We start from the raw sequence: 19671 nt of genomic DNA, 5'->3' as shown, positions 1-19671 counted from the left end.
CCACGCGAACAGACACGAACGCACACGAACACGCAACCAGCTGCACCGCGCAGCAAAGAGCATGCGATGAAGCAAACCGTTTGGCATCACCTCAAACTGTGCCCGCAGGGCGACCCTCGCCATACGCTCGCCGATGCCGCGATCGCCGTCGAAGACGGCCGCATCGCGTGGCTCGGCGCCGCGGCCGAGTTGCCCGCGTCCTACGCCGCCTGGCCGCGCGAAGATTTGCGCGGCGCGTGGGTGACGCCTGGCCTCGTCGATTGTCATACGCACCTCGTGTACGGCGGCCAGCGCGCCGATGAATTCGCGCAGCGGCTCGCGGGCGTCAGCTACGAAGAAATCGCGCGGCAGGGTGGCGGTATCGTCTCGACCGTGCGCGCGACACGTGCTGCAAGCGAAGCCTCGCTGTTTAGCCAGGCGGCCGCGCGGCTCGAACCGCTGCTCGCCGAAGGCGTGACGGCCATCGAAATCAAATCCGGCTACGGCCTCGATCTCGCGAGCGAGCGCAAGATGCTGCGTGTCGCGCGGCAACTCGGCGAGCGCTATCCGGTCACGGTCTATACGACGTTTCTCGGCGCGCATGCGCTGCCGCCCGAATTCGCGGGCCGCGCCGATGCGTATATCGACGAAGTCTGCAACACGATGCTGCCCGCGCTCGCAGACGAAGGGCTCGTCGACGCGGTCGACGTGTTCTGCGAGCGCATCGGTTTTTCGCTCGAACAGAGCGAGCGCGTGTTCAACGCGGCCGCGCGCTACGGGCTGCCCGTCAAGATGCACGCCGAGCAGTTGTCGAACGGCGGCGGCACCGTGCTTGCGGCGCGGCATCGCGCGCTGTCCGCGGATCACCTCGAATTTCTCGACGAAGCCGGCGTTGCCGCGATGAAGGAAGCGGGCACGGTGGCCGTGCTGTTGCCGGGCGCGTACTACTTCATCCGCGAGACGCAGTTGCCGCCGCTCGATCTGCTGCGGCGCTACGAGGTGCCGATTGCGATTTCGACCGACAGCAACCCCGGCACCTCGCCGGTCACCTCGTTGCTGCTGATGATGAACATGGCGTGCACGCTGTTTCGCATGACCGTGCCCGAGGTGCTGCAAGGTGTGACCGCGCATGCGGCGCGCGCGCTCGGCAGGAGCGACACGCACGGCGCGTTGCAGGCGGGACGCGCGGCCGATTTCGCGGTATGGCCGGTCGATTCGCTGGCCGAGCTGGCTTACTGGATCGGGCGTCCCTTGTGCGAGCGAGTCGTGCGCGCGGGCGAAACGGTTTATACGCGGCGTGAGTCGAGTGCGGCTTGAGCTAAAGGTCCGAGAGATGACGCAATCCAGGCAATCGCTGTTCGCCGCTCACGCGTACCTGCCCGATGGCTGGCACCGCGACGTGCTGCTCGAATGGGACGCGAACGGCACGCTGAGCGCGGTCACGCCCGATCATGCGGAGGCACCCGCCGGCGTGCTGCGGGCCCAAGGGCCCGTAATGCCAGGCATGCCGAATCTTCATTCGCACGCGTTCCAGCGCGCGATGGCGGGGCTGACCGAATATCGCGCGGCATCGGGCACCGGCGCCGCCGATAACTTCTGGTCCTGGCGCGACCTCATGTATCGCTTCGCGGCGCGCATCACGCCCGAAGGGCTCGCGAGCGTCGCGCAGTGGCTCTACATCGAAATGCTGAAGGCCGGCTATACCTCGGTGTGCGAATTCCACTACGTGCATCACGCGCAGGACGGCGGCCGTTACGCGAATCAGGCCGAACTCGCGCAACGCGTGGTCGAGGCGGCGGCGGAGAGCGGCATCGGCATGACGATGCTGCCGGTGCTCTATCAGTACAGCGGTTTTGGCGCGCGCGCGCCGCGCGACGATCAGCGCCGCTTCATCAATACGCCGGAGAGCTTGCTCGATCTGCTCGGCACGCTGCGCACGGCGCGTCCTGAACACGCCGCGCTGCGTTACGGCGTTGCGCCGCATTCGCTGCGCGCGGTGTCGGAAGCGTCGTTGCGCGCGCTGCTCGGCGGCATCGACGCGACGGCGCCCGTGCATATCCATATCGCCGAACAGACCGCCGAGGTCGAGGCGTGCCTCGCAACCGAAGGCGCGCGTCCGGTGCAATGGCTGCTCGACCGCTTCGAGGTGGACGGCCGCTGGTGCCTCGTGCATGCGACCCACGTCGACGGGAACGAAACGCTCGCACTCGCGAACAGCGGCGCGGTCGCGGGGCTGTGCCTGACCACCGAGGCCAATCTCGGCGATGGCATTTTTCCGGCGCGCGACTATCTCGACGCGCAAGGCCGTATCGGTGTCGGTTCGGATAGCCATATCGGCGTCGACTGGCGCGCGGAATTGCGGCTGCTCGAATACGGCCAGCGTCTCATGCACCGGCAGCGCAACGTGCTGGCGTCGGCGCAGGCCACGCACGTCGCGGACCGTTTGTTCGATGCGGCGCTCGACGGCGGCGCGCGGGCCACCGGCCGTGCGGTCGGCGCGTTGCGGGCCGGCCATCGCGCGGACTGGCTCGTGCTCGATGCCGATCATTCGAGCATCGCCGGGCATGCGCCGCACACGTGGCTGTCGGGCGTCGTGTTCTGCGAGCACGGCGAGACGCCGATTCGCGATGTCTACACGGGCGGCGTCAAGGTCGTCGACAACCGCAGGCATCGCGACGAAGAGGGCGCTTATGCGCGCTATCGCGTGGCGCTCGCGGACCTGCTCGCCTAGGCGGCGCCGCATTCGCCCAATGCGATCATGCGTCGGCGCTGCTTCGCAAACCTCGAAGATCAGACGTGTAACAGCATGTGTCCATGATTGCGCGCTGGCGTTTTCGCGTGGAATGTAGGGGGCGTCGTGCGCCGGCGTGAGGTCGCGCGGCGCTCGCCGGTCGCCGCGAGTGCGGCTCGCCATAAGAAAAGCCCCGTGAAAACGGGGCTTTCCGATGCGAGCCTTGTCTCATCGACGCGGCATCGCGGATCAGTGGCAGCGCGTTACCAAATGGTGGTGAACGCGCTCCTTGTGGCATTCGCGATGATGATGCGGGGCGGCTTGAGCAGGAGCGATCGCGCTCAGGGTGGCGACAGCCGCGGCAATGGCGAGAACGATTTTCTTCATTACAGAACCCTTAAGTCGATGTTGTGGAGCGACCGGTACAGCACGGCACGTGCCGTCTCGGCGCGTAAGCATGCCACATTTCTGTAGCCAAACGGCGGAACGCCGTGCGAATTCGTGTGTCGATGCAACACGCGGCATGTTGTCAACGCATTGTCATAGGTATCGGTGTGCATTCGCGCGTAACGTCGGCATGAAAGCGACGCCGGTGCACGCCTCGGCAAGCCCTGATTGCACGCAGCGCACCGCAGCGACTAAGCTTTCAGAACGATGACATGCGCGATGCGGTCATCGGTTCATCGGGCAACAAGATGGAAGACCCAGCGATGGAAGATTCCGACGAATTGCTGCTGCCGATCTGGCGCGCGAACCTGGTGCTGCTAACCCGCGAGGTTGGCGCCGCGAGCCGGCTCGCGCGCATGATGACGTTCTCCGCGAGCTATCTGAAGCTGATGCTGGCGGGCCAGCGCGAATTCAGCGAGGAATTCGTGCGCGGCGTCGAAGCGGTCACCGGTCTGCCGGGCGGCTGGATGAACGTGCCGCACAGCGAACCCGAGATACCGTCGAACGCGCGCGAGGCGATCGACAACGAGCAGCCGCTTGCGCGTTTTCGCGGCACCGCGCATCCGGTGCGCAAGAAGACGGTGCTGCGGCCGCCCGAGCCGATTTTCGGGCAGCCGGGCGCGACCCGGCGCATCGAGGAAGACACGCTCGACGTGGAAGCGCATCGGCGGCAGGCGCATTTTCGCAAGGTGCGCGATCTGGCGACGCAGGACGTGCGGCGTTTCGAGCGGCATCTGCTGCACGCGCCGGTGGAGCTCGCCTCGATGCGCGCGAAGGTCGAGGACGTGATCGCCGCGACCGAACTCGACGATCGCATTCAGGCTGATCTCGCGGGACGGCTCGAACAGATCGAGAAGCATCGCCACATGCTGCTCAGGCACGTGGAAAAGCTCCAGGAACTGCTCGGCCAGCTTGGCGATGGCGACCGGGGAGAGTGAGGCGGTCGGGGTTGCGGCCTGGCTGGCTATGCTGTTCACCGCCTGCGTCGTGGCCTTGCCACTCCTAGCGTTCGCCGACGAAATCACCACCGCCAGCGACGAACGCGCGCCCGCGACGATCGAGCGCGACGTCCATCTCTTCAAGATCGGCAAGGATGGCTCCGTCGAGGAATACGACGACACGGTGTTGCGCGCCGACACCGCGAGCGGCGTCGACGATATTGCGCAGCGCTACGTGTGGTTCAACAGGGACATCGAGCAGGTGCAACTGCTGAGCGCCGAAACCATCGCGCCCGACGGCAGCGTGCATCCGGTCGGCCCCGAGGCGATCCGCGACGTGCAGGAGCCGCGCTCGGCCGGCGCGCCGAGTTTCGAGGACGGCGTGTTGCGCACGGTGATTTTCCCCGCTGTGGAGTCGGGCGCGCGCGTACACCTGGCGTTTCGCAAGACGCGCGCGAAGCCGCTGCAGGCCGGCACGTTCGCGTACCTCGTCGAGCCGGCGCGGGTTCCCGTGGAGTCGCAGCGGCTCATCTTCGATCTGCCCGCCGACGTGCCGCTCCATGCCGACGCGCGCGGCTATGTCGCGCTGCCGCCGGTGAGCGAAAACGGCCGCACCCGCTACGAATTCGACTACCGGCACGGCCCGTATGCGCGGCTCGAAGCGGGCGCGGTCGGCTACGCGAACTGGGGCGACCGGCTGATGGTGTCGACGGTGCCGGACTTCGCGAGCTTCGCCGCGCGCTATCGCGAGCCCGCCAGCGACGACGCGACGCGCGATGATCCCGCGATTACTCGGCTCGCGCAGAGCCTGACGGCGGGCCTCGCCGATCCACGCGCGAAAGCCCGCGCGCTCTACGACTGGGTGCGCCTGAATATCCGCTACGTGGCGCTTTTTCTCGGCGAGACCGCGGCGATTCCGCACAAGGCGGCCGATATCCTGCGCAACCGCTACGGCGATTGCAAGGACGACGTCGCGCTCTACGGCGCGCTGCTTGCGGCGGTCGGCATTCGCAGCGAGCCGGTGCTGCTCGATCTCGGGCCGTACTACAGCTTGCCGGACGTGCCCGGTTACGGCGCGAGCGCGATCAATCACGCGATCATCTGGATTCCTGAGCTCTCGCAATTCGCGGATGCGACCGCGGGCGGCACCGAATTCGGCTATCTGCCGTCCGGCGTGATGGACCGGCCGGCGCTGCTCGTCGACGATGGCGTGCTCGCGCGCACGCCGGCCACGCAGCTGCGCGAGCGCACCGCGCGCATGCAGATCGACGTCGACGAAAACGGCACTGCGCATTACGCGTACCGCGTCGAGGACGCGGGTTTTACGGCCGAGGTCGAGCGCAACATGTTCCGGCGCGCGACGCGGCAGCGCGCGCAGCAGATCGCGGCGAGCCGTCTGTTGCAAACGGGTTTGCACGGCAGCGCGCAATTGCGTACCGGCGACGTGGCCGCAACGGGCGGACCGTTCGCGGCCTCGATGCAGGGCAGTGTGCCGCATCTGATCTGGCCGGACGGCACGAGCGCGGTGCCGGCGTTGACGAGCCTCGCGGGCGGGATGGGCTCGCAGGTCGAGGCGTGGCTGGCCGAGCCGCTTAGAACGCAGCCGTGGGTCTGCATCGGCGGCGAGTTCGACGAGACGTTGGAGATGACGCTGCCGCGTTTCGCGCGCGTGACCGACTTGCCGGGCGACAGCACGGTCGAGGATCGCATGCTCGCGTTTTCTTCGCGCTATGTGTTCGATTCCGCGACGCGCACCTTGCAGGTGCGGCGGCATCTGCGCGCCGCGTTCGGCCATCAGATGTGTTCGGCCGACGAATTCGCCGCGCTGAAAGACGACCTCGTGCGCATCGAGCGCGATCTCGACGCCGAGGTCGTGGTCAGGGCGGCGGGGACGAGATAGCGGCTGCGGCGAAGAAAAAGGGGGAGGCCCGGGTAGTCCCGGGCGGTTTCGCGTGCGGGCCTAGCGCTCGCCCTGCTGGCGCAGCAGTTCTTCGCGCAGACGCAGGAGCGGCGCCTTGGTGTCTTCGTCGGCCCAGGTGTCGAGGTCGTCGATCGCGCGCTGGCAGCCGTCGAGCACGACGTCGAGATCGACCGGCACGCCGTTGTTCAGCGCGAATTCGATTGTTTCCGCGAACTGCTGGCACTCGTCCTCGCCGTAGGAGATGTCGAGATTGTCGGCGATGACGTCGGCGATGTTGCTGCGTGCCTTGTCGTCGGCCGTCACCATGTCGACGATGCCGCGCGCGACGGCCGGCGAGTAGTAGAGCGCGATGTCGAGCCATTGCGCGGGATCGAAATCGGGCTGGTCGAACTGGTTCTCGAAGAACTCGATCGCTTCCTGTTCGTGCGCTTCGTCCGCGTCGACGCTCATGCACAACTGCTCAAAAAATTCTTCCCGCTCGCTGCGGATATGACCGTCCATCGATGCCTCGTCTGCTGAATGCCGGATGCCTGAAAAATACCGTGGACGCTGGGGTGTTGCCTCGGTCCACGCGGCACGCATTATAGGGCGGCCGTCGTCGGGGCGTGGCCGGGGGCTTCAGCCGGCACTGCAAGCGGTATTACAAGCGGCACTGCAAGCGGCACTGCAAGCGGCCTCCCGTTCCCACCACCGCCGCCCTGCGGCCACGGATGGCCGCGGCAACCGGCTCAAGCCGTCTCGGCCACCCAGGCATCGAACCACTCGCGCGGCTGGGCGATTTCGTTTTGCGTCGCCACGAGTTCGAGTTCGTAGCGGCCGGCCTGCCACGTCGCCTTGACCACCGCGTTGACCGCCGCGAGCGTGTGCTCGAACGCGGAGCGCACGGAATCGCCGAGCAGCGTGCGCGCGACGAACACCGCGCTGGTCAGATCGCCGACACCGACCGGCTGGCGCGCGAACGGATAGAGCGGACGTTGTCCCATCCAGGCTTCGCGCGCCGTGACGACGAGCATGTTGAAGCGGTCGGCGGGACTGTTGCGGTCGAGCAGATGCTTGACGAGCACGAGCTTCGGCCCGCGCGCGATCACTTCGCGGCACGCGCTCACCGCTTCCTCGAGCGTCTCGATCTCGCGGCCGACGAGGCGTTGCAACTCGGTATGGTTCGGCGCCATCGCGTCGGCGACTTCCGGCATCGCGCTCACGAGAAACGCCTGGATGCCGGGCTCGACCTTGCAGCCGCTTGCCACGCCCATCACCGGATCGCAGAAGTACCACGCGCGCGGATTGGCCGCCTTCACGGCCTTGACGATTTCGATCACCGAGCGGGCCTGCTCCGGCGTGCCGAGATAGCCGGACAGCACGGCGTCGCAGCGCGGCAGCATGCCGATCGCGCCGATGCCCTCGACGAGTTCTTCCATCTGCGACGCGTCGATCGCGCTGCCGCTCCAGTGCCCGTACTGCGTATGGTTCGAGAACTGCACGGTGTTGAGCGGCCAGACATTGACGCCGAGCCGGCTCATCGGAAACACGGCTGCGCTATTGCCGGCGTGACCGAACACGACATGGGACTGGATGCTCAAAACGTTTTTGGTCATGGTGAGGCTCGCGCAACGGGGCGGGCGCGATCAAGGAAACGGGAAGGCGCGCCGTGCCGGCGCTTCGAATGGTCTCGCCGTGGTGCGGCATGCCTGCCTGCTTCAGAGGGTGCAAGAAAAGTGCACGGTCTGCATCGTCAGCAAACAATACAGGAGTTTCGCGGACGCGAGTTGATCCGGCCCCGTGTTGTTGCGCCGAACCATCAAACGAGCCGGCGCGCGGGGCGGGGTATGGGGCCAGGCAAGAACTCGCGCGCCGATCCGCGCATGAAGCCGCAAGCTTGACGAAAGCCGACCGAGCCGCACCACGCCGGGCCACGCTCTCCTCAGACCAGTTCCCGATACAAGGCCAGATAACGCTCGGCCGATGCGCCCCAGCCGAAGTCCTGGCGCATCGCGCGGCGTTGCGCGGCCTTCCATTCGGTGCGGCGCTCGTAGAGCGCGAACGCGCGCCGGATTGCCGCGGCGATGCCCTTCGGCTCGAAGCGTTCGAAGACGAAGCCGGTCGCGAGATCGTCGGCGAGATTTTCGAGCGATGCGTCGGCGACCGTGTCCGCGAGACCGCCGACGCCATGCACGAGCGGCAGCGAGCCGTAGGCGAGCGCGTAGAGCTGCGTGAGCCCGCACGGCTCGAAGCGCGACGGCACCGCGACCACGTCGCTGCCCGCGATGATCGTATGCGCGAGCGCTTCGTCGAAGCCGAGCTCCACGGCCACCGACTCCGGATGTGTCTGCGCGACGCGCTTCAGGCCGTTCTCGAGCGCCGGGTCGCCGGTGCCGAACACGACGAGCTGGCCGCCACGTCTGACGATTTCGGGCACGGCTTCGAGCAGCAGGTCGAGGCCCTTCTGCTCGGTCAGGCGGCTCACGACGCCGAACAGCAGCGCGTCGCTTTTCTGCGCGAGGCCGAAGCGCTTCTGCAGCGCTTCCTTGCAGGCGAGCTTGCCGGCGAGGCGCGAGGCGCTGTAGTGCGTCGCGAGCAGCGCGTCGCCGGCGGGATTCCACACCGTGTAATCGACGCCGTTCAGGATGCCGCTCAGATCGTGCGCGCGATGACGCAGCAGCGCGTCGAGCCCGCCGCCGTGCGCGAGCGTCTGGATCTCGCGCGCGTAGGTCGGGCTGACGGTCGTGATGCGGTCGCCGTAGTAGAGGCCCGCCTTCAGGAACGACAGTTGTCCGTAGAATTCGACGCCGTGCATGCTGAAGAAATCGTCGGGCAGGCCGAGCATGCCGAACTGCTGCGCGGGGAAAATCCCCTGGTAGGCGAGGTTGTGGATCGTAAACACGCTGCGCGCGAGCACGCGGCCTTGCTGGCGCTCGGCCGCCTTCAGATACGCGGATGCGAGCCCCGCGTGCCAGTCGTGCGCATGGACGATCTGCGGCGACCACGCCGGGTCCAGCTGTTGCGCGAGCTGCGCGGCGACCCAGCCGAGCAGCGCGAAACGCTGGGCGTTGTCGCCGTAGGGCACGTGCTCGTCGTTCAGATACGGATTGCCGGGCCGGTCGTAGAGCGTCGCCGCGCGGATCACGTAGACGGCGAGGCCGTTGGCGGGCAGGGTGCCGCGTTCGAGCAGCGCTTCCGGCGTGTCGAAGCGGCGCCCGAGCCGTGCCACCGGCTGCAGGTCCCGCAAACCGGCGAGCACGGCCGGAAACCCCGGCAGTAGCGCTCGCACGTCGGCGCCGCGCTCGATCAGCGCGGACGGCAGCGCGCCCACGACGTCGGCGAGACCGCCCGTTTTGAGAAGGGGATACAACTCGCTTGCGACATGCAGGGCGCGAATCGTCATAGGCCAGGTCTCTTTCGGGTTGCGAGGCTTGTTCGGGGTTGGGCTCGTGCGGTTGCGATCGCGCGGCCGCAAGCGGCCCGGCGCTTAAGCCGGCCGCTTGAGCAACGCTTCCTGCGTGACAAGCACGACGCCGTCGTCGGTGCGATAGAAGCGCGCGGCGTCGCGCGCCGGGTCCTCGCCGATCACCGTGCCTTCCGGAATCGTGCAGCCGCGGTCGATCACCACCTTCTGCAGGCGGCAGCTCGGGCCGACCGTGACCTGCGGCAACAAGACTGCCTCATTGATATTACAGAACGAATGCACTTTCACGTTCGACGACAGCACCGAGCGCGAAATCTGCGAGCCCGAGATCACGCAGCCGCCGCATACGATCAGGTTGTTGCCCGAGCCCTGCAAGCCCTTCATGTCGCGCACGAACTTCGCGGGCGGCAACTGTTCCTGATACGTCCAGATCGGCCAGCTGCGGTCGTAGAGGTCGAGCGTCGGGATCGTCGAGGCGAGGTCGAGGTTCGCGGCCCAGTATGCGTCGATCGTGCCGACATCGCGCCAGTACGGCTCGACGTTCGGGTCCGAGGAGACGCACGACATGCTGAACGGGTGCGCGATCGCCATGCCCTCGGTGACGACGCGCGGCAGGATGTCCTTGCCGAAGTCGTGGTCGGTGTCGATCGAGGCGATGTTCTCTTCGAGCAGCGTGTACAGGTAGTCGGCGTTGAACACGTAGATGCCCATGCTGGCGAGCGCGGTGTCGGGGCGGCCCGGCATCGCGGGCGGGTCGGCCGGTTTTTCGACGAAGCCGGTCACGCGGCGGTTCTCGTCGACCGCCATCACGCCGAACGCGACCGCGTCCATGCGCGGCACCTCGATGCAGCCGACCGTGCAATCGCAGCCGCTGTCCGCGTGATCGGCGATCATGCGCGTGTAGTCCATCTTGTAGATGTGGTCGCCCGCCAGCACGACCACGTACTTCGGGCGGATCGAGCGGATGATGTCGAGGTTCTGGAACACCGCGTCGGCGGTGCCGCGATACCAGTGCGCGCCTTCGACGCGCTGCTGCGCGGGCCACAGGTCGATGAACTCGCCCATCTCGCCGCGCAGGAAGCTCCAGCCGCGCTGCAGATGGCGCAGCAGCGAATGCGCCTTGTACTGCGTGACGACCGCGATGCGGCGAATGCCCGAGTTCAGGCAGTTGGACAGCGCGAAGTCGATGATCCGGTATTTGCCGCCGAAGTGCACCGCGGGCTTCACGCGCTTGTTGGTGAGCGGCCCGAGGCGGGTGCCGCGTCCGCCCGCGAGGACGATCGCGAGGGTGGTGCGTTGTAGGTCGTTCAGCCGTGCCGGAGTGTTCATGTCTGTCTCCCGATTGGATTGGTATGTGCCGTATGTGTCTGTTCCCCCGGATGATTCTGAGCTGGCCGTCCGCGCTGTGCCGATCGCTGTGCCGATGAATCGTGCGGCCAGCCGGCATGGCCTGGTCGCCTGGTTTTATCGCGTTGTTTTTTGCGGGCCCGTCAGCTAGTTCTAGCACCGATTCGAGGCGAGCGAGTAGTGCAAATTGAGCGGGCCGTGGTTCCCGTGATCCTTGTACGATCGGCGCTTGCCGCGCGCCTATCCGTGCGGCGCGTCACATAGCGCGAGGCCGTGTGCGGGACGCTGCGTGGCCGGATGGGCGGCAATATGCGTGCCAATGTCCGTTACTCCTCGTATCGGCCCGTGTCGATCCGTGTCGGCGTGTGTCGGGCGCGTCGCCGCTGAGTGCGTGGATGAGATCGCGCGACGAGATCGTGCGGTGCGGGTCGTGCGACACGGGCCGTATAACGCAGGCCGTGCGACGCGGGCCGCGCCGCTCATGCGCGCTTGCCGCCATGTTCCAGCGGGGCATCGTAGAATCGAGCGCTGGCGCCCGAGCCTCGTACGCGATTCTCGTCTGTTCACTCTTTGCGTTTTTCCAGAAAAATCCCCATGAGTCTTCGCCGCCCACCCCTGCTTGCCCTGCTGAGTGTTTGTGCCGCGGTATTCACGGTGTCCGCTGCTTCAAGCGCGGCGGCTTCCACGCCGGCCAGCGCCGCTGCCGCCGTCAGTCAGGCGAGCCCGGTCGCCGCGAGCGCCGCGGCTGCGTCCGTCGCCGATTCCGGCCCGGCCTACGGCCCCGAGTTGCAAGGCTTCAACTATCCCGCGCCGGTGCAGCGTTTCGAATTCACCTCGCAGGGCGTGCCGCTCTCGATGGCTTACATGGACGTCAGGCCCGCGCATGCGAACGGCCGCACGGTCGTGTTGCTGCACGGCAAGAACTTCTGCTCGGCGACGTGGGACGCGACGATTCATCGGCTCGCCGATGCCGGCTATCGCGTGATCGCGCCGGACCAGATCGGCTTTTGCAAGTCGAGCAAGCCCGAGCACTACCAGTACAGCTTCCAGCAGCTCGCGCGCAATACGCATGCGCTGCTCGAATCGCTCGGCGTGCGCGAGGCGACCATCGCCGGCCACTCGACGGGCGGCATGCTCGCGATCCGCTATGCGCTGATGTATCCGCGTGAAACGCAGCAACTGGTGCTCGTGAACCCGATCGGTCTGGAGGACTGGAAGGCGAAGGGCGTGCCCTCGCTATCGGTGGACCAGTGGTATCAGCGCGAACTGAAGACGACCGCCGACGGCATCCGCCGCTACGAGCAGAGCACCTATTACGCGGGCCAATGGCGCGCGGACTACGAACCGTGGGTGCAGATGCTCGCGGGCATGTATCGCGGACCGGGCAAGCAGATCGTCGCGTGGAATTCCGCACTGCTGTACGACATGATTTACACGCAGCCGGTGGTCTATGAGCTTGGTGATCTGAGCATGCCGACGTTGCTGCTGATCGGCCAGAAGGACACCACCGCGATCGGCAAAGACGCCGCGCCGCCCGAGGTGCGCGCGAAGCTCGGTCATTACCCTGAGCTTGGCCGGGCGGCCGCGAAGGCGATTCCGCATGCGACGCTGGTCGAGTTTGCCGATGCCGGCCACGCGCCGCAGATGCAGGATCCAGACGCGTTTCATAAGGCGCTGCTCAATGGGCTCGCGGCGGTGCCGACGAATCGCTGAGCGCGCGGCCTCACGCTCAGCTAACCGGGCCGGCAGGTTCCGCGAAACGTAAAGAAAGCCGTTCCCTCAAGAGGGTGCCGTTCAGTTGCCTGACTGAACGGCACCCCGGTACGAACCGCCTTTCCCCTACACAGGCCGGTTCGTCCTTCGACTACCTCATCGCCATCAACTCATCGCGCACCTGCGCGCCGATCTCGAACGAGCGCAGCCGCGCCTTGTGATCGTAGATCTGCGCGGTCAGCATCAACTCGTTCGCGCCGGTCTGCTCGATGATCGATTGCAGACCTTCGCGGATCGCGTCGCGATCGCCGAGCACCGTGCAGGCGAGCGAATGCGCGACGTTGCTCAACTCCATCTCCGACGCTGCGAGCCGCTCGACCGGCGGCTGCAACAGCCCCGGCGTACCGCGCCGCAAATTGATGAACTGCTGCTGCAGCGACGTGAAAAGACGCGCGGCTTCCTCGTTGGTATCGGCCGCGAACAGATTGACGCCGACCATCGCATACGGCTTGTCGAGCGTCGCGGACGGCCGGAACTGCGCGCGATACATCTGTAGCGCGGTCATCATGTAATCGGGCGCGAAGTGCGACGCGAAGGCGAACGGCAGGCCGAGCGCCGCCGCCAGTTGCGCGCTGTAGAGCGACGAGCCGAGCAGCCACAGCGGTACGTTGAGGCCCGCGCCGGGCACCGCGCGTATGCGCTGGCCCGCCACCGGATCGGCGAAATAGCGCTGCAACTCGACGACATCATCGGGAAACGAATCGGCGCTAGTCTGCAGATCGCGGCGCAGCGCGCGGGCCGTGGTCTGATCGGTGCCGGGCGCGCGGCCGAGGCCGAGATCGATACGGTCGGGATAGAGCGAGGCGAGCGTGCCGAACTGTTCCGCGATCACGAGCGGCGCGTGGTTCGGCAGCATGATGCCGCCCGAGCCGACGCGAATCGTCTTCGTGCCGCCGGCCACGTGGCCGATCACGACCGAGGTGGCGGCGCTCGCGATGCCGGGCATGTTGTGATGCTCGGCGAGCCAGAAGCGCCGGTAATTCAGTTTTTCCGCGTGCTGGGCGAGTTCGAGCGTGTTCCTGAACGCGTCCGCCGGCGTGGCGCCCGCGGTGACCGGCGAGAGATCGAGGACCGAGAAGGGGATCATTGTCTGTTGATTGACGGTTTGCGGCGCTTTCGCGCGATGCGGCATTGTGGCAAAGCCCGCATTTTTCTGCAGACGGCGCGCGGATGCCCACGTCGGCCGAAGGGTTTGTCGGGGTGTCGCTGAGAGGGCGATACAGTGTTGCCGAGGTGTCGCCGTGCTTGCAGGGTGGCGGCTTGCGTGGCGCGGAAATTGCGCCGCTGTCATGTGCCGAGGCATGCGCGAGTGCAGGAGTCGGCTGCATGAGTGCTTGCATGAGTGGCCGCATGAGTCCATGCACGTACGAGCCCGCGAGCGTACTTCTGGTACGCGCCATACGAGCATCAGGACGTTCGATCGAATGACGCGGCGCGACCGTGCGCCGGACGGCATTCGAGTGTACGGTGGAACTGTCGGTGCGGTGACGTGATGTGAGCCGATGCGGCGTATCGCGCGTTGCCGGATATCTGCCATGTTGCGAAGGAGTCCCCGATCCCATGAATGTCGTCAAAGAGTTTCGCACCCGATCATTCGAAGACGTGTGCCGCGCCTTGATCGGTCGCGAGGAAATCGCGCTCGTCGACGTGCGCGAGGAAGATGCCCATGCGCGCGGTCATCCGTTGTTTGCCGCCAATCTGCCGCTCTCGCGGCTCGAACTCGACGCGCCGCTGCGTCTGCCGCGCCTCGCGGTGCCGGTCGTCGTGTTCGATGCGGGCGAGGGGCTCGCGAAGCGCGCGGCCGAACGTCTCGCCGAACTCGGCTATACCGGCGTCGCCTTGCTCGAAGGCGGTCTGCAAGGCTGGCGCGAAGCGGGCGGCGAACTGTTCAGGGACGTCAACGTGCCGAGCAAGGCGTTCGGCGAACTCGTGGACAGCGTGCGTCATACGCCGTCGCTGTCCGCTCACGAAGTGCAGGCGCTGCTCGATCGCGAGGCCGACGTCGTCGTGCTCGACGCGCGCCGTTTCGACGAATTTCAGGCGATGAACATTCCCGGCAGCATCAGCGTGCCGGGCGCGGAACTCGTGCTGCGCGCCCGGCAGCTCGCGCCGAACCCGGCCACGCGGATCGTCGTCAATTGCGCGGGGCGCACGCGCAGCATCATCGGTGCGCAGTCGCTCATCAATGCCGGCGTGCCGAATCCGGTCGCGGCGCTGCGCAATGGCACGATGGGCTGGTCGCTCGCGGGCCAGCCGCTCGCGCACGGCAGCACGCGGCGCGTCGAAGGCGCCGTCGACAACGCGCTGCGCCTCGCCACTGCCGACGGTGCCCGCGCGGTCGCCGATCGCGCCCGGGTGGGCCGCACCTCGCGTGACGAGGCGCGCCGCTGGGCCGGCGAGGCGGTGCGCACTGTGTATCGCTTCGACGTGCGCACGCCCGAAGAATACGAGGCCGGCCACGTGCCCGGTTTTCGCAGCGCGCCGGGCGGCCAGCTCGTGCAGGAAACCGACATGTTCGCGCCGGTGCGCGGCGCGCGCGTGATCCTCGCGGACAGCGACGGCGTGCGCGCGAACATGAGCGCGTCGTGGCTTGCGCAGATGAACGTCGAGGTCTACGTGGTCGATGGGCTGACGGCCGCCGACTTCGCCGAGAAGGGCGCGGCGCCGCCCCCGCGTTATGCGGTGGCGCCGCCCGCGGCCGACGAAATCGCGCCGGCCGATCTCGCCGCGCTGCTGCAGGCGCCGGGCACCGCGGTGCTCGATTTCACGAGCAGCGCGAACTATCTGCAGCGGCATATTCCGGGCGCGTGGTTCGTGATCCGCAGCCAGCTCGCCGACGCGGTGCGCACGCTGCCCGACGCGAGGCGCTATGTGATGACCAGCGGCAGCAGCCTGCTCGCGCGTTTCGTTGCGCCGGAACTCGCGGCCTTGACGCAGCGTCCGGTGCAGGTGCTCGCGGGCGGCACCGCGGCGTGGATCGAGGCGGGCTTGCCGGTGGAAGCGGGCGGCACGCGCATGGCGTCGCCGCGCATCGACCGTTATCAGCGTCCCTATGAAGGCACCGACAACGCGCGCGAAGCGATGAGCGCGTATCTGGAGTGGGAGCAGGGGCTCGTTGCGCAACTTGCACGCGACGGCACGCATGGGTTCAGGGTGATTTGAGTGTAGCGACTCAAGCGCGAGCAAGACGCACCTCGGCGAAAGCCGTGCGAATCCTCTGCCGATTCGGTGTAAACGCGCTCTCGTCTAAAACCGCCAATGCGTTTAGATTAGCGGCATCTGGAAGGCTTATCGAGGGACCAGGGCGGCCATACAAGGCAGCGGTTTGTCATTCCGGCGATGGCGCGAGGTGAGCCGCCAAGGTTGCTCATCGCTTCGCCGGAACCAGACCGCTGCGCGTCGTCCGCGGTGCTTCGCGCGAGGCGGCTCAGGCCGCCGTCACTTTCCGGTTGACCCTATCGACCGAACGGGCGACGCGTTGTACAGCGTCGCCTTTTTGCTTCTGGGCGCGGGTTTTCGGTGAGGCGGCCGGCGGTTGTCTCGCGTGCCGCTCCTGTGGGTTTCTTCCCGCTTCTTCGTTCTTCACGGGCTGGGCGCGGCCGGCTTTGCCGCTGATTTCGCCCGCCGGTTCCGTCCCTGCTTCCGTATCCCGCCGCACGCATCGCACCCGCATCGCTCGCGGTTTTCCGCTTGCCCAGTTATCCTTGTAGTACACATTACAGACCGGCCTCGCGCGCCTGAGCCTGAGATGGCGCGCAACCGGACAGGAATTGCCCGTGAGCCTCAAACCGCTTGGTATCGCATGGCTGGCAGCGTGCTTCGCGCTGGCCGGCTGCGACCAACAGCAGAGCGATCAAGCCGTGCAAAAACTCAAGGACTTCTTCAACGCCATCAAGCCCGATGCGCTATTGCTCAAGGACATGACGCCGGGCGTCACGACCGAAGCGCAGATCCGCTCGCAGATGGGCAAGCCCGAAACCGAGCGCACCTTCACCGACGGCTCGAAGCGCTTCGAATATCCGCGTGGTCCGCAAGGTCTCAACACGTACATGGTCGACATCGATCGGGACGGCAAGCTGCAAGCCATCACGCAGGTGCTGACCGCCGCGAACTTCGCGAAGATCCACGCGGGCATGAGCGAAGACGAAGTGCGCCGTCTGCTCGGCAAGCCCGGCGAGATCGCGGTGTATCCGCTCAAGCCGGAGACCGTGTGGAGCTGGAAGTGGCGCGAAGGCGGCGTGACCGAAGAGGGCATCTTCAATGTTCACTTCGACCGCAATCTGCGGGTCTACACCACGTCGCGCTCGGACGTGGTACGGGGGCGCTAGGCAACGTGAGAGCAGGGCGGAAAGAACGGGGAGCGGCATGATACGTCGACGTCGATACAACCGGATCGGCCTGGTGTTGGGAGGCGGCGCGGCGCGTGGCTGGGCGCATATCGGCGCGATCCGCGCGCTGCACGAGGCGGGCATCAAGCCCGACGTCGTGTGCGGCACGTCGATCGGCGCGCTGGTCGGCGCCGTCTATGCGAACGGCGACCTCGACTGGCTCGAGGAGTGGGTCTCGCGGCTCACATGGCAGACGGTGGTGCGTCTGCTCGATCTGCGTATCTCGGGCGGCCTGCTCGGCGGCCGCAAGGTGGTCCAGCTTTTTGCCGACAAATTCAACGGCTGCTCGATCGCGCAGTTGCAGATGCCGTTCGCGGCGGTCGCGACCGAACTCGATACGGGCCGCGAAATCTGGTTGCAGGATGGCAGCACGATCGACGCGGTGCGCGCATCGATTGCGATTCCGGGGATTTTCGCGCCGGTGTGGCACAACGGCGTATGGCTCGTCGACGGCGGCCTGAGCAATCCGGTGCCGGTGTCGGTCGCGCGCGGCATGCGCGCGGACTGCGTGATCGCCATCGATCTGAACAACGACATCCTGAACGGCCGCGACTTCGGCGGCGCGGTGGTCGAAACGCCCGCGCTCGATCCCGATGCGCCGCCGCCCGTCTCGCTGCGCCGCAACGGCAAGCCCTGGCCGCGCTGGCTCGCGCCTGCCGAGACGAGCGTCGCCAGCGATGTGCGCGTGCCGCCGAAGCCGAGCGCGCATGTGCCGTCGATGCTCAGTTCGATCGCGCAAAGCATCGACATCATGCAGGTGCGGATCACGCGCAGCCGGCTTGCCGGCGAACCGGCCGACATCCTGATCCAGCCGCGTCTCGGCGGCATGGGTATTTTCGATTTCCATCGCGCGGCGCCGGCCATCGAGGAAGGGCGCGCGGCAGTCGAATACATGCTGCCGGCGATCCGCGCGCGGCTCGCGCTCGACTGACGTTGGCCGCCGGGCCGGCGCGTTTAGTCCAGCAGCGCTGCGAGCGCGGGCGGCGCGCTTTCGAGAGCGAACGGATTGAGAAACTGGCGCCGCCACATCAATTCGCGTTCGACCTCGCTCAGTTGCGCGTCGGCGCACACTGCGTCCCAGTGTTCGAGAATCACCTCGATGTGCCGGCGCACGAGCGCCACGGCTTCGTCGTGCGCGAGCAGGAAGAGCGGCGCGGCCTTCAGGCAGGTGTCGATGCGGCTGAAACGGTCGTCGCCGACGATCAGCATCGCCTGGGTCGCTTCGTTGCCCGCGCGCGCCTGCGGGCAGATGTCGTAGGCCGGCGTGAGTGTCAGCTCGCGGCCGTTCCAGTAGGCGGCGTGATTGCGCGCGTGATCGTCGGTATTGCCGCACAGCACGTTGAAGACGAGGCGCGCGAAGAGCTGTCTGAGCGTCGCGGCCGGATTCGTGAAGCGATGACGGATCAGCGTCGCGAATTCCTCGTAGCTCGCATAGCGCGCCATCATTTCGTCGAGTTCGAACAGCGTGAGCGCCGACACCATGGCGCGGCGCTGCCAGCCGTGCTCGCCGAGCGCGCGGTCGAAGCGCTCGATGAGCAGCACGTCCTTACCGCCGACGTGTTCGAGCGTGACCGGCGCGGCGTCGATGCCGGCCGCGGCCGCGAGGCGCATCGCGATGTATTCGGCCTTCACGACGCTGTACACGTCGCCCTGCGAGGAAAACTTCGCGATGAACTTGCGCTCGGGCGTCGTGATCATCGCCTTCGGCCGCGCGCCGCCGATCGAGCTGCCGTGAAACAGGGCGCGCTCGAGATCGGGGCTCAGCTTCACGCCGCGCTCGACGCTCGCCACCGCGTTCTGCAGATCGCTGAGCGAGGCGGTGGCGGTTTCGCGCGGCACGTATTCGGTGGGCGAGAGCTGGAAATCGAGCGCGCCGATGCGGTCCGAGCCCGATTCCAGCAGATAGGTCATCTCGTCGAACTCGCCGGTATCGATCTGCGCGCCACGCGTGCCGAGCTTGCGATTGATGATGACGCGCCGGCCCCACGCGTCCGGCGCCGCGTCGCGGATGCAGCCGGGCATCGTCAGGCCGTTGAGCAGTGGCAGCGTGCCGCGCCGCAGCGGCAGCTCGGGATCGTAGAGCGGGATCGCATGTTCGCGCGCGAGGTAGCTCTGGCCGTAGTTGAACAGCATCTGCTCGCCGGCCGCGACGAGGCGCCCGGCCACCACCGGCTCGGTCGCGCCGGGCAGCCAGGTCCACACGAAGGCTTCGTTGTAGGCGGAATCAGAAGTCATCTCGGGCTTCGATGCGAGGTGCGCGCACAGCGCGTGGCAGCAGCGTCAACAGTTCGGCGTTGGCGCGCAGGGCGGCGCTGAGACCCGACGGGTCGGCGTCGAACAGACGGACGCCGACGACCGCCGCGGCTTCGAACACCGCACCGATCGAGCAGCGCGGGTCGCCTTTCTCGATGCGTTGGACGAGGCTGCGCGACAGCCCGGCGCGCTCGGCCAGTTGCGCCGCGGTGATCTTGCGCTCGAGCCGCGCGCGGCGGATCAGCTGGCCGAGCAGACGCGCGGCGTCGAGGCTGTAACGCGAGGCGGCACGGGTGGCGGGAGTGGCCATGGAAACGTGAAGTGGTTCATATATGAGTCGTAAAGGGCCTTCGTGACTCATCTGTGAGCCATTATGGGTTCTTATCCGAGAAAAAACAATGAATGACTCGTATATGAGTCGCAAAGGCCCTTTATGGCTCATATATGGGTCATCTCTGCCGGTATCGCCTGGAATGGGCGAGGTGGCGACC

General features: G+C 66.9%; 16 protein-coding genes. 8 read left to right on the top strand and 8 right to left on the bottom strand.

Translation table 11 applies throughout. The features are described 5' to 3' along the window. Positions 1–66: 66 nt before the first annotated feature. Positions 67–1296, top strand: a complete 1230-nt coding sequence (gene hutI, locus F3J19_RS10170) for an imidazolonepropionase (protein WP_167040326.1) — start codon at positions 67–69, stop codon at positions 1294–1296. A gap of 16 nt (positions 1297–1312) precedes the next feature. Then, positions 1313–2710 (top strand): formimidoylglutamate deiminase, encoded by a 1398-nt coding sequence (locus F3J19_RS10165; protein ID WP_167040324.1) that lies wholly within the window; start codon positions 1313–1315, stop codon positions 2708–2710. Positions 2711–2959: 249 nt separating this feature from the next. Here F3J19_RS10165 and F3J19_RS10160 read toward each other — a convergent pair whose 3' ends face one another. Next, positions 2960–3097, bottom strand: coding sequence for a hypothetical protein (locus F3J19_RS10160; protein WP_167040322.1), 138 nt, complete (start codon positions 3095–3097; stop codon positions 2960–2962). 323 nt (positions 3098–3420) lie between these two features. On the opposite strand from F3J19_RS10160, the gene F3J19_RS10155 reads away from it, so the two are divergent. Continuing rightward, positions 3421–4095, top strand: a complete 675-nt coding sequence (locus F3J19_RS10155; protein WP_167040476.1) for a hypothetical protein — start codon at positions 3421–3423, stop codon at positions 4093–4095. A gap of 28 nt (positions 4096–4123) precedes the next feature. After that, complete coding sequence (locus F3J19_RS10150; protein ID WP_240158868.1) at positions 4124–5995, top strand: DUF3857 and transglutaminase domain-containing protein; 1872 nt, start codon at positions 4124–4126, stop codon at positions 5993–5995. Positions 5996–6055: 60 nt separating this feature from the next. On the opposite strand, the gene F3J19_RS10145 is transcribed toward F3J19_RS10150, so the two are convergent. The 4 genes from F3J19_RS10145 to glgC all read right to left on the bottom strand — a co-directional run bounded on the left by F3J19_RS10145 (position 6056) and on the right by glgC (position 10748). Beyond that, positions 6056–6517, bottom strand: a complete 462-nt coding sequence (locus F3J19_RS10145; RefSeq protein ID WP_167040318.1) for a hypothetical protein — start codon at positions 6515–6517, stop codon at positions 6056–6058. A 227-nt stretch (positions 6518–6744) separates the two neighbouring features. Beyond that, complete coding sequence (gene pdxY / locus F3J19_RS10140) at positions 6745–7611, bottom strand: pyridoxal kinase PdxY (protein ID WP_167040317.1); 867 nt, start codon at positions 7609–7611, stop codon at positions 6745–6747. A 326-nt stretch (positions 7612–7937) separates the two neighbouring features. Then, positions 7938–9398 (bottom strand): glycogen synthase GlgA, encoded by a 1461-nt coding sequence (gene glgA / locus F3J19_RS10135; RefSeq protein WP_167040316.1) that lies wholly within the window; start codon positions 9396–9398, stop codon positions 7938–7940. 84 nt (positions 9399–9482) lie between these two features. Continuing rightward, positions 9483–10748, bottom strand: a complete 1266-nt coding sequence (glgC, locus tag F3J19_RS10130) for a glucose-1-phosphate adenylyltransferase (protein WP_167040315.1) — start codon at positions 10746–10748, stop codon at positions 9483–9485. Between the two features lie 612 nt (positions 10749–11360). Between glgC and F3J19_RS10125 the strand changes: the two genes are divergently transcribed. Beyond that, positions 11361–12479 carry an alpha/beta hydrolase gene (locus F3J19_RS10125; RefSeq protein WP_167040313.1) on the top strand — a complete coding sequence of 373 codons (1119 nt, stop codon included), beginning with the start codon at positions 11361–11363 and terminating at the stop codon, positions 12477–12479. Between the two features lie 151 nt (positions 12480–12630). Here the strand turns inward: F3J19_RS10125 and F3J19_RS10120 are convergent, their stop codons facing one another. After that, positions 12631–13626: an LLM class flavin-dependent oxidoreductase gene (locus tag F3J19_RS10120; protein WP_167040311.1), complete on the bottom strand. Its 996-nt coding sequence runs from the start codon at positions 13624–13626 to the stop codon at positions 12631–12633. 473 nt (positions 13627–14099) lie between these two features. On the opposite strand from F3J19_RS10120, the gene F3J19_RS10115 reads away from it, so the two are divergent. The 3 genes from F3J19_RS10115 to F3J19_RS10105 all read left to right on the top strand — a co-directional run bounded on the left by F3J19_RS10115 (position 14100) and on the right by F3J19_RS10105 (position 17858). Continuing rightward, positions 14100–15701, top strand: a complete 1602-nt coding sequence (locus tag F3J19_RS10115) for a rhodanese homology domain-containing protein (protein ID WP_167040309.1) — start codon at positions 14100–14102, stop codon at positions 15699–15701. A gap of 614 nt (positions 15702–16315) precedes the next feature. Next, a complete protein-coding gene (locus tag F3J19_RS10110; RefSeq protein WP_167040307.1) occupies positions 16316–16867 on the top strand; it encodes a hypothetical protein in 552 nt (183 codons plus the stop codon). A 37-nt stretch (positions 16868–16904) separates the two neighbouring features. Next, positions 16905–17858 (top strand): patatin-like phospholipase family protein, encoded by a 954-nt coding sequence (locus F3J19_RS10105; protein WP_167040305.1) that lies wholly within the window; start codon positions 16905–16907, stop codon positions 17856–17858. Between the two features lie 23 nt (positions 17859–17881). On the opposite strand, the gene F3J19_RS10100 is transcribed toward F3J19_RS10105, so the two are convergent. Continuing rightward, entirely contained in the window at positions 17882–19162 is a 1281-nt protein-coding gene (locus F3J19_RS10100; protein ID WP_167040302.1) for a HipA domain-containing protein, read from the bottom strand. Next, positions 19152–19490 carry a helix-turn-helix transcriptional regulator gene (locus F3J19_RS10095; protein ID WP_167040300.1) on the bottom strand — a complete coding sequence of 113 codons (339 nt, stop codon included), beginning with the start codon at positions 19488–19490 and terminating at the stop codon, positions 19152–19154. Before F3J19_RS10095 ends, F3J19_RS10100 begins: the two co-directional genes overlap by 11 nt. Positions 19491–19671 lie beyond the last annotated feature (181 nt).

The organism is Burkholderia sp. Ax-1724 (genome assembly GCF_011752995.1).
Lineage (GTDB): Bacteria > Pseudomonadota > Gammaproteobacteria > Burkholderiales > Burkholderiaceae > Paraburkholderia.
This window is presented reverse-complemented; position numbering and strand designations above follow the sequence as displayed.

Excerpts from the sequence above, each read along its gene's own strand:
- F3J19_RS10100 (WP_167040302.1), bottom strand. The coding sequence starts at position 19,162 with ATGACTTCTGATTCCGCCTACAACGAAGCCTTCGTGTGGACCTGGCTG.
- F3J19_RS10115 (WP_167040309.1), top strand. The coding sequence starts at position 14,100 with ATGAATGTCGTCAAAGAGTTTCGCACCCGATCATTCGAAGACGTGTGC.
- F3J19_RS10165 (WP_167040324.1), top strand. The coding sequence starts at position 1,313 with ATGACGCAATCCAGGCAATCGCTGTTCGCCGCTCACGCGTACCTGCCC.
- hutI (WP_167040326.1), top strand. The coding sequence starts at position 67 with ATGAAGCAAACCGTTTGGCATCACCTCAAACTGTGCCCGCAGGGCGAC.
- glgC (WP_167040315.1), bottom strand. The coding sequence starts at position 10,748 with ATGAACACTCCGGCACGGCTGAACGACCTACAACGCACCACCCTCGCG.
- glgA (WP_167040316.1), bottom strand. The coding sequence starts at position 9,398 with ATGACGATTCGCGCCCTGCATGTCGCAAGCGAGTTGTATCCCCTTCTC.
- F3J19_RS10095 (WP_167040300.1), bottom strand. The coding sequence starts at position 19,490 with ATGGCCACTCCCGCCACCCGTGCCGCCTCGCGTTACAGCCTCGACGCC.
- pdxY (WP_167040317.1), bottom strand. The coding sequence starts at position 7,611 with ATGACCAAAAACGTTTTGAGCATCCAGTCCCATGTCGTGTTCGGTCAC.
- F3J19_RS10120 (WP_167040311.1), bottom strand. The coding sequence starts at position 13,626 with ATGATCCCCTTCTCGGTCCTCGATCTCTCGCCGGTCACCGCGGGCGCC.
- F3J19_RS10155 (WP_167040476.1), top strand. The coding sequence starts at position 3,421 with ATGGAAGATTCCGACGAATTGCTGCTGCCGATCTGGCGCGCGAACCTG.
- F3J19_RS10125 (WP_167040313.1), top strand. The coding sequence starts at position 11,361 with ATGAGTCTTCGCCGCCCACCCCTGCTTGCCCTGCTGAGTGTTTGTGCC.
- F3J19_RS10160 (WP_167040322.1), bottom strand. The coding sequence starts at position 3,097 with ATGAAGAAAATCGTTCTCGCCATTGCCGCGGCTGTCGCCACCCTGAGC.
- F3J19_RS10145 (WP_167040318.1), bottom strand. The coding sequence starts at position 6,517 with ATGGACGGTCATATCCGCAGCGAGCGGGAAGAATTTTTTGAGCAGTTG.
- F3J19_RS10105 (WP_167040305.1), top strand. The coding sequence starts at position 16,905 with ATGATACGTCGACGTCGATACAACCGGATCGGCCTGGTGTTGGGAGGC.
- F3J19_RS10150 (WP_240158868.1), top strand. The coding sequence starts at position 4,124 with ATGCTGTTCACCGCCTGCGTCGTGGCCTTGCCACTCCTAGCGTTCGCC.